General features: G+C 72.0%; 16 protein-coding genes. 7 read left to right on the forward strand and 9 right to left on the reverse strand.

Annotated features, from left to right (window positions below; genetic code table 11):
- Positions 1-302: 302 nt before the first annotated feature.
- Both OHA98_RS27390 and OHA98_RS27395 read right to left on the reverse strand, forming a co-directional pair.
- Entirely contained in the window at positions 303-896 is a 594-nt protein-coding gene (locus OHA98_RS27390; RefSeq protein ID WP_266929398.1) for a TetR/AcrR family transcriptional regulator, read from the reverse strand.
- Positions 897-1,025: 129 nt separating this feature from the next.
- Complete coding sequence (locus OHA98_RS27395) at positions 1,026-1,790, reverse strand: SDR family oxidoreductase (RefSeq protein WP_266929399.1); 765 nt, start codon at positions 1,788-1,790, stop codon at positions 1,026-1,028.
- A gap of 173 nt (positions 1,791-1,963) precedes the next feature.
- On the opposite strand from OHA98_RS27395, the gene OHA98_RS27400 reads away from it, so the two are divergent.
- Entirely contained in the window at positions 1,964-3,232 is a 1,269-nt protein-coding gene (locus OHA98_RS27400; protein WP_266929400.1) for a DUF1343 domain-containing protein, read from the forward strand.
- Positions 3,233-3,327: 95 nt separating this feature from the next.
- Here OHA98_RS27400 and OHA98_RS27405 read toward each other — a convergent pair whose 3' ends face one another.
- Entirely contained in the window at positions 3,328-3,807 is a 480-nt protein-coding gene (locus tag OHA98_RS27405; protein WP_266929401.1) for a GNAT family N-acetyltransferase, read from the reverse strand.
- Entirely contained in the window at positions 3,804-4,031 is a 228-nt protein-coding gene (locus OHA98_RS27410) for a hypothetical protein (RefSeq protein WP_266929403.1), read from the reverse strand. Before OHA98_RS27410 ends, OHA98_RS27405 begins: the two co-directional genes overlap by 4 nt.
- A 199-nt stretch (positions 4,032-4,230) precedes the next feature.
- Here OHA98_RS27410 and OHA98_RS27415 point away from each other — a divergent pair, with 199 nt between their 5' ends.
- Positions 4,231-4,842 (forward strand): hypothetical protein, encoded by a 612-nt coding sequence (locus OHA98_RS27415; RefSeq protein ID WP_266929404.1) that lies wholly within the window; start codon positions 4,231-4,233, stop codon positions 4,840-4,842.
- A 61-nt stretch (positions 4,843-4,903) separates the two neighbouring features.
- On the opposite strand, the gene soxR is transcribed toward OHA98_RS27415, so the two are convergent.
- On the reverse strand, positions 4,904-5,392 hold the full coding sequence (gene soxR / locus OHA98_RS27420; protein ID WP_266929406.1) for a redox-sensitive transcriptional activator SoxR: 489 nt from the start codon (positions 5,390-5,392) through the stop codon (positions 4,904-4,906).
- A gap of 210 nt (positions 5,393-5,602) precedes the next feature.
- On the opposite strand from soxR, the gene OHA98_RS27425 reads away from it, so the two are divergent.
- On the forward strand, positions 5,603-6,064 hold the full coding sequence (locus OHA98_RS27425) for a MaoC family dehydratase (RefSeq protein WP_266929407.1): 462 nt from the start codon (positions 5,603-5,605) through the stop codon (positions 6,062-6,064).
- 31 nt (positions 6,065-6,095) lie between these two features.
- Here OHA98_RS27425 and OHA98_RS27430 read toward each other — a convergent pair whose 3' ends face one another.
- The 3 genes from OHA98_RS27430 to OHA98_RS27440 form a co-directional block, all read right to left on the reverse strand.
- Positions 6,096-6,719, reverse strand: a complete 624-nt coding sequence (locus OHA98_RS27430) for a TetR/AcrR family transcriptional regulator (RefSeq protein ID WP_266929408.1) — start codon at positions 6,717-6,719, stop codon at positions 6,096-6,098.
- 91 nt (positions 6,720-6,810) lie between these two features.
- On the reverse strand, positions 6,811-7,101 hold the full coding sequence (locus tag OHA98_RS27435; RefSeq protein ID WP_207316538.1) for a YiaA/YiaB family inner membrane protein: 291 nt from the start codon (positions 7,099-7,101) through the stop codon (positions 6,811-6,813).
- An 89-nt stretch (positions 7,102-7,190) separates the two neighbouring features.
- A complete protein-coding gene (locus OHA98_RS27440; protein WP_266929409.1) occupies positions 7,191-8,342 on the reverse strand; it encodes an acyl-CoA dehydrogenase family protein in 1,152 nt (383 codons plus the stop codon).
- Between the two features lie 64 nt (positions 8,343-8,406).
- Between OHA98_RS27440 and OHA98_RS27445 the strand changes: the two genes are divergently transcribed.
- The 4 genes from OHA98_RS27445 (at position 8,407) to ppk2 (ending at position 11,997) form a co-directional block, all read left to right on the forward strand.
- Positions 8,407-9,087, forward strand: coding sequence for a TetR/AcrR family transcriptional regulator (locus OHA98_RS27445; RefSeq protein WP_266929410.1), 681 nt, complete (start codon positions 8,407-8,409; stop codon positions 9,085-9,087).
- 14 nt (positions 9,088-9,101) lie between these two features.
- Positions 9,102-9,821 carry a helix-turn-helix transcriptional regulator gene (locus OHA98_RS27450; protein WP_266929411.1) on the forward strand — a complete coding sequence of 240 codons (720 nt, stop codon included), beginning with the start codon at positions 9,102-9,104 and terminating at the stop codon, positions 9,819-9,821.
- A 159-nt stretch (positions 9,822-9,980) separates the two neighbouring features.
- Positions 9,981-10,961, forward strand: coding sequence for a DMT family transporter (locus tag OHA98_RS27455; RefSeq protein WP_266929412.1), 981 nt, complete (start codon positions 9,981-9,983; stop codon positions 10,959-10,961).
- Positions 10,927-11,997: a polyphosphate kinase 2 gene (ppk2, locus tag OHA98_RS27460; protein WP_266929413.1), complete on the forward strand. Its 1,071-nt coding sequence runs from the start codon at positions 10,927-10,929 to the stop codon at positions 11,995-11,997. Before OHA98_RS27455 ends, ppk2 begins: the two co-directional genes overlap by 35 nt.
- Before the next feature lie 126 nt (positions 11,998-12,123).
- Here the strand turns inward: ppk2 and OHA98_RS27465 are convergent, their stop codons facing one another.
- A complete protein-coding gene (locus tag OHA98_RS27465; RefSeq protein WP_266929414.1) occupies positions 12,124-13,203 on the reverse strand; it encodes a zinc-binding dehydrogenase in 1,080 nt (359 codons plus the stop codon).
- Positions 13,204-13,251 lie beyond the last annotated feature (48 nt).

Here is a 13,251-nt window from a genome sequence, read left to right on the forward strand (position 1 = left end):
CGGGGACTGACGGAACGTGCGGGGGGCACCCGGTCGCGCCGACGTCGTCGGGCCCGGCCGGGTCCTGGAGCTGCTGGTGCGGGATGCCTGGAGCTGATGGTGCGAGGTGCGTGAGCTACTGGTGCGAGATGCGTGACCGATGGTCAGCGACATGACGGCACACCGTCAAGAGTGGAAACCGGACATGTCCGTTCTATAAACGAACAACCCTTCGGAGACGCCTTTGTGCCCGGTTGTGCGCCCGGGTACGCACACGGGCACCGGCCCGCAGGCCCGGGGGCCGCGCGCCCACGCCGTACCCGCTACGGGCGCAGAGCCCTCAGCAGCAGGTCCGCCAGGTGGTCGGCGACCTCCTGGCGGCTGAGCGGGCCGTCCGGCCGGTACCAGGTGGACAGATGGTGGATGGAGCCGAAGTGGTAGTCGACCACCAGGTCCGCGGGGGTGGCCGTGGAGAACACCCCGCTCCGCTGCCCCTCCTCGATGAGCGCCCGGAAGCGCTCGTGGTAGCGGCGCCGCTCGCCCCGCACCTGCTTGTTCTTCTCCGGGCTCAGATGGTGCATCGAGCGGAAGAAGATCGCGGCGTCGTCCAGGTTGTCGATGGTCGTGACGACCACGTCGGCGGCCGCGTCCCGCAGCCGCTGTTCGACCGGCGCCTCGGCTTCCGCGAAGGCGTCCAGCCGTTCCTGCTGGAGCCGCAGCATCCGGGAGTACACCTCCTGGAGGAGGTCCTCCTTGGAGCCGAAGTAGTGGTAGAGCGCCCCTTTGGTGACGCCCGCCGCCTCGACGATCTCCTGGACCGAGGTGCGGTCGTAGCCCTGCTCGGCGAAGAGCCGGGTGGCGGCGGCCAGCAGCCGTTGGGGAACGGGCGTGCCGTCCCCGTCCGTCGCCTTGGCCATCTGCGGCCACCTGCCTTTCGTACGGTGCGTGAACTGTTCTGACGGGGGGAACGCGGTTCCCGCCCGAGGATCTTCCCACTCGCGGCCCCGGCGGGCTCGGTCAGGACCTCCGCCCCGGGCGCGAGGCGGTCACGCGCCGGTCCCCTCCCACTTCCGCTGGAGGTGGTTCATGCTGCCCAGCCAGCGGTCCGGGTCCGTGGCGCGGGCCCGGTGGTACCCGGCCACCTCGGGGTGCGGCAGGACCAGGAAGCGGTCCTCGGCCATGGCGTCGAACAGCGCGTCGGCGACCGCCTCAGGCTCGATCGCGCCGGGGGCGAGGACCAGCTCCCCGGCGGAGCCCGCGGCCGTGAGCATGTCCGTGCGCACGCCCTGCGGGCAGATCGCGTGGACCTTGAGACCGCGGTGGCGGTAGGTCAGGGAGAGCCACTCGGCGAAGGCGACGGCGCCGTGCTTGGTGACGCTGTACGGGGCCGCGCCGATCATCGTGAGAAGTCCGGCGGCGGAGGCGGTGGTGACGAAGCGGCCGCTGCCCCGCTCCAGCCAGTCCGGCAGGAGGGCCCTGGCCGCACGGACGTGGGCCATGACGTTGACGTCCCAGGCGGCGGCCCAGACCTCCTCGTCGGCGAAGACGTCACCGGGCGAGGCGAGGCCCGCGTTGGCGCAGTAGATGTCCACCGTGCCGTCGAGCGCGTCGCGGGCGGCGTCCACGATCCGCGAGGCGTCACCGGCGACCGCGACCCCACCGATCTCCTCGGCGAGCGGCCCGATCCGGCCGGGGTCGAGGTCGTTGACCACGACCCGCGCGCCCTCCGCGGCGAATCTGCGGGCCAGCGCGGCGCCGATGCCGCCCCCGGCCCCTGTGACCACTACGCCGGCGCCCTGCACCGTACTCATCGGATCCCGCCTCTCCCAGCCGACCGTCCCGGCAGACTAACCGGTCGGTATGTCCCTGGGGAAGGGTCCGGGGCCAGTACGGGGAATCCGCCCGGTCCGGGTCGTTCCGTGCGGCGCGGACCCGCGCTAGCGTGCGTGACCATGACAGACGGCGCGATCATGGAGGTAGCGGAATGAGCCTGTCCAGACGTGGTTTGCTGGCCGCCGGGAGCGCTGTGGGAGCCCTCGCGGCCACGGCGGCGGGGACCGGCCCCGCAGCCGCCCGCCCGGGTCACGGCTCCGGACACGGCCGGGTGCGCACCGGGTTCGACCGGCTGGCCGCCGACGGCTACCGGCTGCTGAAGGGGCAGAAGGTCGGGGTGGTCACCAATCCGACCGGGATCACCTCCGACGTGCGGCACATCGTCGATGTGATGCACCCGGACGCGCGGGTGAACCTGACCGCCGTCTTCGGCCCGGAGCACGGCTTCCGGGGCACCGCCCAGGCGGGCGGCTCCGAGGGACGGTACGACGACCCTGCGACCGGACTGCCGGTCTACGACACCTATCTCAAGAGCGGTCAGCCCCTGGCGGACGTCTTCACCGCCTCCGGGGTGGACACGGTCGTCTTCGACATCCAGGACGCGGGCGCCCGCTTCTACACGTACATCTGGACGCTCTACGACTGCATGGAGGCGGCCGCCCTCGCGGGTAAACGTTTCGTCGTCCTGGACCGGCCGAACCCGGTGACCGGGCGGGCCGCGCTGGGACCGGTCCTGGATCCGGCGTTCGCGACGTTCGTGGGCCGCCGGGAGATCGCCCAGGCGCACGGCATGACCGTGGCGGAGCTGGCGCTGTTCTTCAACGCGGAGTTCCTGGCGGAGCGGCCGGTGCGACTGGACGTCGTCACGATGTCGGGGTGGCGGCGCTCGGACTTCTTCGACACGACGGGGCTGCCGTGGGTGCCGCCCAGCCCGAACATGCCGACGCCCGAATCGGCCCTCGTCTACTCCGGCACCTGCCTGTTCGAGGGGACGAACCTCTCCGAGGGCCGGGGCACCACGCGGCCGTTCGAGCTGCTGGGGGCGGAGGGGATCGACTACCGCTGGGCGGCCGCCGCCAACGCGCTGGACCTGCCCGGGGTGGCGTTCCGCGAGGCGTACTTCGCGCCGACCTTCTCCAAGTTCCAGGGGAAGACGGTCGGCGGGGTGCAGCTGCATGTCCAGGACCGGGAGGTGTTCGACCCGGTGCGCACCGGCATCGCCCTGCTGGTGACGGCGAAGCGGTCCTGGAGCGGCTTCGCCTGGCGGCCGGACAACTGGATCGACAAGCTCACCGGGAACACCCGGGTCCGCACGATGATCGACGCGGGCGCGGACACCGATGAGGTGGTGGGCGCCTGGCGCGATGACCTGGCGGCGTTCCGGGCGAAGCGGAAGAAGTACCTGCGGTACGGCGGGTAGCGGCTGTCCCGGACGCAGGGCCGGGGGGCGCTGTCCCCCGGCTGTCCCCCGGTCGGCCCCCACCGTCCCCCACCGTCCTCCGGCGGCCCCGGACGTCAGCGGGTCAGGTCCAGCTCGCCGAGATGGTCGCCGTCGTTCGTCAGCCCGCACTTGAGGTACCCGAGCCGCAGATAGAAGTCCTCCGGGCCGCCCTCGCCGGGGTGCCAGGTCACCGTGGAGAGCGTCCCGCCGCGCCTGCGGATCTCCTCGTTCACCGCCCGTACCGCGAAGCGCCCGTACCCGCGGCCCTGTTCACCGGCGTCTATCGCCAGGCGCCAGAGACCGGAGCGCGGCGGTGCGCCCGGCACGTCCGCGTCGAAGTCGAAGGGGATGCCGAAGAAGGCCATCACGAAGCCCACGGTCCGGTCACCGTCGCGGATCAGCCGGGGCCAGGCGGTGCCGGGGTGCACATACGCCTCCGCCAGCGATTCGGCGACCGGCGACACGAACGCCGTCTGGTCGGGGCGGACCCGGAGACGGCAGGCGCTCAGCACGTTCGCGGGGGTGGGTTTCTCCAGGCGTGGGGACACTGTCATATGCGGACCCTATGCGCGGCCCGGAAAGCCTGGCCACCGAATAACGCCTGCTCAGGGCGGTGATACGAGGTGGCCGGATCGACGTCCGCCGCGCGCACCGGGTTGATTCCGCTGTTGCAGTAGGCGGCGGTGCGGGAGTCCGCGCCGAACCAGTTGAAGGCGCGGTCGATGCGGGAGGCCGCGCGCTGGAAGGAGGCGGTGTCCCCGGCCGGCAGGGCGAACACCGGTCACCTCTTCCGCATCGCCGCCCACCCGCACGCCCTCTCACCACCGGCCGCACGCCGCCGCGCTACCGGTCATCACCCCCGCCTCACGTGGGGTGTCTCGGCCAATGGACGATTCTCATCTTTCGATGGAGCCGAAACGGGCAGTCGTACGTCCATTCCTTGACGCCGAAGTACGAGTGACGGAGGTGGCAGTGACATGGCCGGTTTCCGGAGTCTTGCGAGACAGGTCCGCGATCCGCTGGGCGACCTGGCATTGCGGCGGTATTCGCTGCGCAAATGCCTGGAGAGGTTCGCCCCGTACGGTCATCGGGCGACCTGGCACCATCTGTGCGCCCGGCACGGGATCGGACCCGAGGACCGGGCCCCCGATCCGGTTCGTCTGATGGGCGCCCTGGAGGAGTTGGAGGAGGCGCGGGCCATCTGGCTCGCGTACGAGACGGGGTTCGCCGAGCGGAGGCGCCGGGAGAAGCACGACGGACTCCGCCGGCCGCGGGCGTTCGACGACTGGCACCGCCGGACCTGGGGCGGCAACGGTGTCGCCCGCTGCGCCGATCCGGGGGTCCATCCGTCCGCGCCCCTGGCCGAGGTGCTGCGGCGGCTGATCGCGGCGCTGGGGTCCGAGCCCGGGTCCGCCTGCCCGGTCTGCGCGGCGACGGGCATCACCTGGCGGCAGGACCTGGACCGGGACCCGTGGTCGGGGCCGGTCTGCACCGGATGCGGAATCGTGGTGCCGCGCCCCGTGCTGACGGAAGGAGCACTCGCGCGGGCCGGGCGGACACGGCAGCGGAATCTGGCCTCGGCGGCGTGAGCGGTGCGCCCGGAGGGGCGGTCGACCCCGTCGGCTCCCCCTGCCCGCCCGGCTGCTCCCGCTACCCGCCCGGCCGCTCTCCCCGCTCGCTCTTCGTGCGCTCGGGCATCAGACGAGAGCCGGTGATCATGCCGCCGGAGATGTCATCGGGGTTGGAGAGCACACAGTTCTCCAACGAGAGGCAGCCACAGCCGATGCAGTCGGTCAGATGGTCACGCAGCCTGCCCAGCTGATCGATGCGCTCGTCCAGTTCGCCGCGCCACGCGTGGGAGAGCCTGGCCCAGTCCTCCCGGTTCGGGGTCCGCCCCTCGGGGAGCTCGGCGAGCGCCTCGCGGATGGTGGCCAGCGGGATGCCGACCCGCTGCGCGGCGCGCACGAACGCGACCCGGCGCAGTGCGTCCCTGGTGTACCGGCGCTGGTTGCCACTGGTCCGACGGCTGTGGATCAGGCCCTTGGACTCGTAGAAGTGGAGGGCCGAGACCGCGGCACCGCTGCGCGCGGAGAGCTGGCCGACCGAGAGTTCATGGAGTGTCTGTGGGATCTGAGGCACCCCTCGAACCCTACTGGCACCCCTCGAACCCCGCCGCACTCTTCGAAAACCCTGCCGATCACCACGGTGCGCCGGACGCCGCCCCCGTACACCGGTGCGCAGCGTCGTTGACAGGGGCGCACCGCCCGAAGGATGCTGAGCAAGCGCTTAGAAATCGACGTTGCGAGGCGCAGCATGAGGGCAGAGAGCCGGAAGGCAGGGACCAGAACCATGTCAGAGCCGAGGATCTTCACGTCCGCGCAGGAACTGCGCGACGGGGTGGGCGAGCAACTGGGTCACAGCGAATGGCTGGAGATCGACCAGAAGCGGATCGACCAGTTCGCCGAGGCGACCGGCGACCACCAGTGGATCCACGTGGACCCCGAGCGGGCGGCGGCCGGGCCGTTCGGCGCGACGATCGCCCACGGCTATCTGACGCTCTCCCTGCTGCCCGCGCTCGTACCCCAGGTCATGCGGGTCGAGGGCATGAAGATGGGCATCAACTACGGGACCAACAAGGTCCGTTTCCCCTCGACCGTCCCGGTGGGTTCACGGCTGCGCGCCACGGTCGTGCTCGGCGGCGTCGAGGAGGCGGGCGGCGGTGTGCAGGTCACCGCCGTCGTCACCGTCGAGCGCGAGGGCGGCGAGAAGCCCGCCTGCGTCGCCGAATCGGTGTCCCGCTACTACTTCTGAGCCGCCCCGGACCCGGCCGCCGGGCCAGGGGCTATGTCCGCGCACCCACCATGCGCAGCACGAGGTCGGCGTAGAGCGCGCCGACCTCGTCGGGCGTCCGGATCCCCCGGGCGTTGAACCAGCGGGCCACATCGATGCAGAGCGACAGCACCGCGAGGGTGGTGCCGGGCACATCGGGGACGTCGAACTCCCCCGCCCGTACGCCCTCGGTGATGATCCGGCGCACCACGGCGTCGTTCCTGCGGCGCAGTTCGACGATCTCGGCGCGGTGTTCGTCGCCGAGGGCGTCCAGTTCGTACTGCACGACGCGTGCGGTGGTGTGCCGTTCGGCGTGCCAGCGGACGAAGGAGCGCACCGCCGCGGCGAGCCGGACGGCCGCCGTGCCGTCCCGGTCGGCCTCCGCCTCCAGGACGGACAGGGCCCGCTCATGGCCGATCTTGCTGATCCGGTGGAGGAGCTCTTCCTTCGTCTTGTAGTGGATGTAGAGCGCGGCCGGGCTCATACCCGCGCGGCCGGCGATGTCACGGGTGGTGGTCGCGTGGTACCCGCGCTCGGCGAACGCGTCGACGGCGGCGACGAGGAGCCGCCTGGCCGCCTCGGGCGTGACCTCGCCCCACGGCGTGTCGTCACCGTCCATCTCCTGCGCCGTACTCATCGCCACGTGCCCCTCTCCGTCAACAGGACGCACACCATACCCCGAACCTGAGCAAGCGCTTAGGTCCGGGGCGCCGGATACCGTCGCCGGATCAGAGCTTCTGGAAGGGGTCGTGCTCGGCGAGGATCTTCTCCAGGCGCGCCTGGTCGACGCGGCTGACGAGCTGCCCCGCCTCCTGGCGGTCCCTGATGACCTTGGCCAGGGTGAAGCACGACGTGACGAGGTAGAGCACACCGATGGCGAGGAAGCCGCGCACCCAGGCGTCGGCGTCGAGGAAGTAGATCCCGAGGGCCACCGCGCCCATCGCCACCCCGAAGGATGCGACGGCCTGACCGTAGAAGGCCGCGGTGCCCTGCTGCTTGACCGATGTCGTCTCACTCATGCCGCACAGCATCCGCCGGCGTGGCGCGCGCCACATCCGCATCCGTACTCAGCCCGGTACTCAGACGCCCGTTCGAGCGCGAGGGCCGGTCAGAAGGCGGAGACCCCGGTCAGCGCGCGGCCGATGATCAGTTTCTGTATCTGGCTGGTGCCCTCGTAGAGGGTCATGACCCGGGCGTCGCGCAGCAGCTTGCCGACGGGGTACTCGTCGATGTAGCCGTAGCCGCCGAAGACCTGGAGGGCGTTGTTGGCGGCGCGCACGGCCGCCTCGGAGGCGAACAGCTTCGCCGTGGACGCGGCCGTGGCGAAGTCCTGGCCCCGGTCGACGAGATCGGCGACCCGCCAGGTCAGCAGCCGGGCGGCGTCGACGTCGACGGAGATGTCGCTGATCAGTTCCTGCACCAGCTGGTGGCCCGCGATGGACCTGCCGAACTGTTCCCGCTCGCCCGCGTACCGTACGGCGGCGTCGAGTGCGGCCTGCGCGATGCCGACACAGCCCGCCGCGACCGACATCCGCCCCTTGGTCAGGGCCGACATGGCGACGGAGAAACCCTTGCCCGCCGGGCCCAGCAGGGTGTCGGCGGGGACCCGGACGTCCTCCAGCACCAGTTCGGCGGTGGCCTGGCCGCGCAGGCCGAGCTTGCCGTGGATGGCGCGGCGGGTGAGGCCGGGAGTGTCGGCGGGCACCAGGAAGGCGGAGATCCCCCGGTGACCGGGGGCGTCCCCGGTCCGCGCGAAGAGCAGCACCACATCGGCCCAGGTGCCGTTGGTGATGAACATCTTGGTGCCGTTGATGACGTAGTCCCCGCCGTCGCGGACGGCCCCCGTCGTGAGGTTCCCGGCGTCGGATCCGGTCCCGGGCTCGGTGAGGGCGAAGCAGCCGACCGCCTCGCCCGCGGTCAGGCGCGGCAGCCACCGCCGCTTCTGCTCCTCGCTCCCCCAGGACGCGACGGTCTTGGCGACGAGGCCGAGCGAGACGGAAACGATGCCGCGGACGGAGGAGTCGCCGCGGCCCAGCTCCTCGGTGACCAGGCAGTAGGCGAGGTGGTCGCCGCCGGAGCCGCCGTACTCCTCGGGGACCGTGAGGCCGAGGAAGCCGAGCGACCCCAGCTTCTTCACGATCGACCTGTCGACGCTCTCGGCCCGGTCCCACGCGACGGCGTTCGGGGTGACCTCGCGGGCGACGAAGTCCGCCGCCAGCCGCCGTACGGCTTCCTGTTCCTCGCTGAGTTCCAGGTTCATCGAGCGACACCCCACTTTAATTAGCACTGCTAGTTTATGGTTCGCAGGCCCTACTATGAGCCGCATGGCCCGACCGCGCAAGCCCCTCCTCAGCAGAGACCGCATCGTCGAGGCGGCGAGCGCGCTCGTGGACTCCGAGGGGCTCGGCGCCGTCTCCACCCGGCGCCTGGCGGCCGTGCTGGGGGTCAGCGGGCCCTCGCTCTACAACCACTTCCGCAACAAGGACGAGATCCTGGACGCGGTCGCCGACGCCGTCTCCGCCCAGGTCGATCTGTCGATGTTCGAGGAGTCCGACCCCCGGGACTGGCGGGAGGCCCTGCACGACTGGGCCGTCTCCTACCGCGCGGCGCTCACCGAGCACCCGCACATCGTCCCGGTCCTCGCCCAGGGGCCCGGCCGCCGTCCGGCCGGTCTGCGGGTCGCCGACGTGGTGTTCGGCTCCATGGTCGGGGCCGGCTGGCCGCCCGCCCAGGCGACGTACATCGGGGCCCTGATGCGCTACTTCATCACCGGTTCGGCCCTGGGCTCCTTCGCCCGCGGCTTCGTCGACGACGAGACGGCCTACGACCCCGCCGACTACCCGCACCTCGGCCAGGCGCATCTGCTGGCCGACCGCCGCCGGCAGGTGGACGAGGGCGCGTTCGCGACCGGGCTGCGGGCCCTGCTGGACGGGCTCGCGCTCCAGTACGAGCAGATGGCCCGCACCGGGAACGACACGGTTCGGCCGCTGCCGAACCGTGCCTGACGCATCCTGGACGCATGGCACGCCAGACACCGCACGATCCGGCCGCTCCGCGCCTCGCCGCACTGGCCGCGCTGCTCGCCGACGAGACCCGCGCCTCCTTCTGCCTCGCCCTGCTCGACGGGCGCGCCTGGACGGCCGGTGAGCTGGCCAGGTACGCGAGGGTCGCCCCGTCGACCGCCAGCGAGCATCTGGGCAAGCTGGTCGCGGGCGGGCTGCTGGCCGAGGAACGGCAGGGCCGCCACCGCTACGTACGGCTCGCCGACGAACGCACCGCGCACCTCGTCGAGGAGCTGGCCGCCGGGGTCGTGGCCGGGGCGGACGAGCGGCCGCGCGGCCTGCGGGAGGCGAGCATGAGCAGCGCCCTGGCCCGTGGGCGCACCTGCTACGACCATCTCGCGGGCCGGCTCGGCATCAGGATCACCGACGCGATGACCGACCGCGGACTGCTGCGGCAGGACAACGGCCTCGCACTCACGGACGCCGGCCTCGGCTGGTTCGACGCGCTGGGCATCGGGCTCCCGTCCACGTCCCGGCGGCCCCTCGTACGGAGCTGTCTGGACTGGACGGAACGCCGCCCCCACCTGGCGGGTGCCGCGGGCGCCGCGCTGTGCCGCCATGCGCTGGAGGCCGGATGGTGCGTACGGATCGGTTCGGGGCGTGCGGTGCGGGCGACGCCGGACGGGGAGCGGGCGCTGTCGGAGCTGCTCGGCATCGAGGCGCCGTCGATCGCCTGACGGCCCCGGCAACGGCCGCCCGGTGGCCGGCCGTCGCGGCGGACGGGGCGGCGGACGACGGCCTCCGGCTCCCGGCATCCGGCATCCGGCGACGCCGACGATTGACGGAAGACGACAATTCGGCCGGGGCCGCAACGTCGCGGTCGTAGCCTCTCGGTCATGACAACACCGATCCCACCTGCTGATTCCGCACCGGGGCCCGACTGGCGGCCGGTCGCCGCCGCCTCCACCACCGTGGTCCTGTGGGCCTCCGCCTTCGTCTCCATCCGCAGCGCGGGGGAGGCCTACTCGCCCGGTGCGCTGGCGCTCGGCAGGCTGCTGGCGGGCACGCTCGTCCTCGGTGCGATCTTTCTCGTACGCCGGGAGGGGCTGCCGGCCCGGGGGGCCTGGCCCGGCATCGTCACCTCGGGGCTGCTCTGGTTCGGGCTCTACATGGTGGTGCTCAACTGGGGCGAGCAGGAGGTCGACGCGGGAACCGCCGCGATGGTGGTGAACATCGCACCGGTCCTGATCGCCCTGCTCGGCGGACGGCTGCTCGGTGAGGGGCTGCCGCGCCGGCTGCTCGCGGGCATGGCGGTCTCGTTCGCGGGGGCGGCGGTGGTCGGGCTCTCGATGTCCGGGCACGGCGGCTCGTCGGTGCGGGGAGTGCTCCTCTGTCTGCTGGCCGCCGTGGCGTACGCGACCGGGGTGGTGAGCCAGAAGCCCGCGCTGCGGCACGGATCCGCGCTCCAGGTCACCACCTTCGGCTGCCTGATCGGTACGGTCGCCTGTCTGCCGTTCTCCGGCGTGCTGGTCTCCGAGGCCGCCGACGCGCCGCTGTCCGCCACGCTGAACATGGTGTACCTGGGCGTCTTCCCGACCGCCCTCGCCTTCACCACCTGGGCCTACGCCCTGGCCCGCACCACCGCGGGCCGGATGGGCGCCACCACGTACGCGGTACCCGCGCTGGTGGTGGTGCTGGCCTGGCTGTTGCTCGACGAGGTGCCCGCACCGCTCAGCATCGCCGGCGGGCTGCTCTGCCTGGCCGGAGTGGCGGTCTCCCGGACCCGTAAGCAGACTGGCCTGACGCGGAAGAGTCGGGCACGGCCGGTGGAGGGATCCCGTCATGACGAGGAGCACCAAGCAGCGGGGCGAGGGTAACGGGGCGCGGCGGAAGGGTGGCGGGAAGCGCGGTTCCGCACCCGGGTCCGGGGCCGGGTCCGCTTCCGCGTCGGCATCCGCGTCGGCTTCCGCTTCGGAGGACGCGAAGCAAGCCGCGCGCTACGGGGGCCCGTATCTCGACGGCTTCGCCGTGGCCGACAGCGGCGACGACGACCCGGTGCTGGTGACACCGCGCGGGCACGCCCGGGAGGCCTGGCGCGAGGACTACCCGTACGAGCGCAAGCTCCCCCGCCGGGACTACGAGAAGCGCAAGCGTGCCCTGCAGATCGAGCTGCTGAAGCTCCAGCACTGGGTGAAGGAGCACGACGAGCGGCTGGTGATCCTCTTCGAGGGGCGCGACGCGGCGGGCAAGGGCGGCACGATCAAGCGGTTCACCGAGCATCTCAATCCGCGTGGTGCCCGGGTGGTGGCGTTGGAGAAGCCGACCGAACGCGAACGCACCCAGTGGTACTTCCAGCGGTATGCGGCGCATCTGCCGAGCGCCGGGGAGATCGTGCTGTTCGACCGCTCCTGGTACAACCGCGCCGGTGTGGAGCGGGTGATGGGGTTCTGCACGACCCGTGAGTACCTCGAGTTCATGCACCAGGCGCCGGACTTCGAGCGGATGCTGGCGCGCGACGGCATCCACCTGGTGAAGTTCTGGTTCTCCGTCTCGCGCAACGAGCAGCGCAACCGGTTCATGATCCGGCAGATCGATCCGGTACGCCGGTGGAAACTGAGCCCGGTCGACCTGGCGTCGCTCGACAAGTGGGACGCGTACACGGAGGCCAAGGAGCTGATGCTGTTCCACACGGACACGGCGGACTCGCCCTGGACCGTGGTGAAGAGCAATGACAAGAAGCGGGCGCGGCTGGAGGCGATGCGCCATGTGCTGCACCGCTTCGACTACCCGGACAAGGACCCCGAGGTGGTCGGAGCACCGGACCCGCTGATCGCGGGTCCGGCCTCACGGCTGTTCGAGCAGGGCGAGATGGACGCCCGGCTGCTGGCCCCGGAGGCCCCGCGCGGTTCCTGAGGTCCCGCCCGCCCGCGACTCCGTGCGGGCCGGGCGGCGCTGCTCCGTGCGGGCGGGCGGCGCTGCTCCGTGCGGGCGGGCGGCGCTGCTCCGTGCGGGCGGGCGGCGCTGCTTTCGACACACGCCCTAGAAGACCACCAGGGCGCGCCCTCCCCGGCCCGCGATCATGTTGTCGAAGGCCGCCGGGATGCCGTCCAGCGCGATCCGTTCGGTGACCAGCATGGACAGGTCGAAACGGCCCGCGCGGATGTGCTCGGCGAGCACCGGCAGATCCCGCGCCGGGTCGCTGTTGCCGTAGACGCAGCCCGTCAGCGACCGGCCCCAGTGGAAGATCTCCAGGGCGTTGAAGGTGACTTCCCGGTCCTTGCCGCCGATCCCCACGACGGTGGTGCGGCCGCCGCGCCGGGTGGACTCCCAGGCGCCCCGGATCGTGGCGGGCGCCCCGACGCACTCCACGGCGACATCCGCGCCCTGGCCGCCGGTCAGTCTGCGGATCTCTCGCGGGGTGGTGGCGGAGGCGACGACGAAGTCCGTGGCGCCGGCCAGCCGGGCCAGCTCCTCCTTTCCGGGGGAGACGTCGACCGCGATGATCCGCGAGGCGCCGGCGATCCGGGCGGACTGGAGCACGGCGAGGCCGACGCCGCCGATCCCGAACACGACGACGCTCTCGCCGGTGCGGACCCGGGCGGAGTGGTGGACCGCCCCGTAACCGGTGAGCACGGCGCAGCCCAGGAGGGCCGCGTCGGTGAGCGGGATACCGGCCGGGGCGGGCAGCACGCAGTTCGCGGCGACGACGGTCTCCTGGGCGAAGGCCGCGACGTTCAGGCCGGGGTGGAGTTCGGTGCCGTCCGCGGTACGGGCATGGATGTTGGCGGTGCCCTTGAGCGCGTCGGAGCAGAGCCAGACCTCGCCGATTCCGCAGTGGAAGCAGTTCCCGCAGGACGGCGCCCAGTTGAGGACGACCGCGTCGCCGGGGACGACACCGGCGACTCCCTCCCCGACGGAGACGACGGTTCCGGCGCCCTCGTGACCGAGGACCGCGGGGACCGGGACCCGCATGGTGCCGTTCGACAGGGACAGGTCGGAGTGGCAGACCCCGGCGGCGGCGAGCGCGACGCGCACCTGACCGGGACCGGGTTGCGGGAGTTCGATGTCGGTGATCTCCAGGGGAGCTCCGACAGCGGGCAGTACGGCGGCGCGGACCACGGAAAGGCTCCTTGGCTGAGGCTGGCCCGGATGCGCGGATGCGCGAAC

Origin of the sequence: Streptomyces sp. NBC_00654 (assembly GCF_026341775.1) — a bacterium.
In the GTDB taxonomy this organism is placed as follows: domain Bacteria; phylum Actinomycetota; class Actinomycetes; order Streptomycetales; family Streptomycetaceae; genus Streptomyces.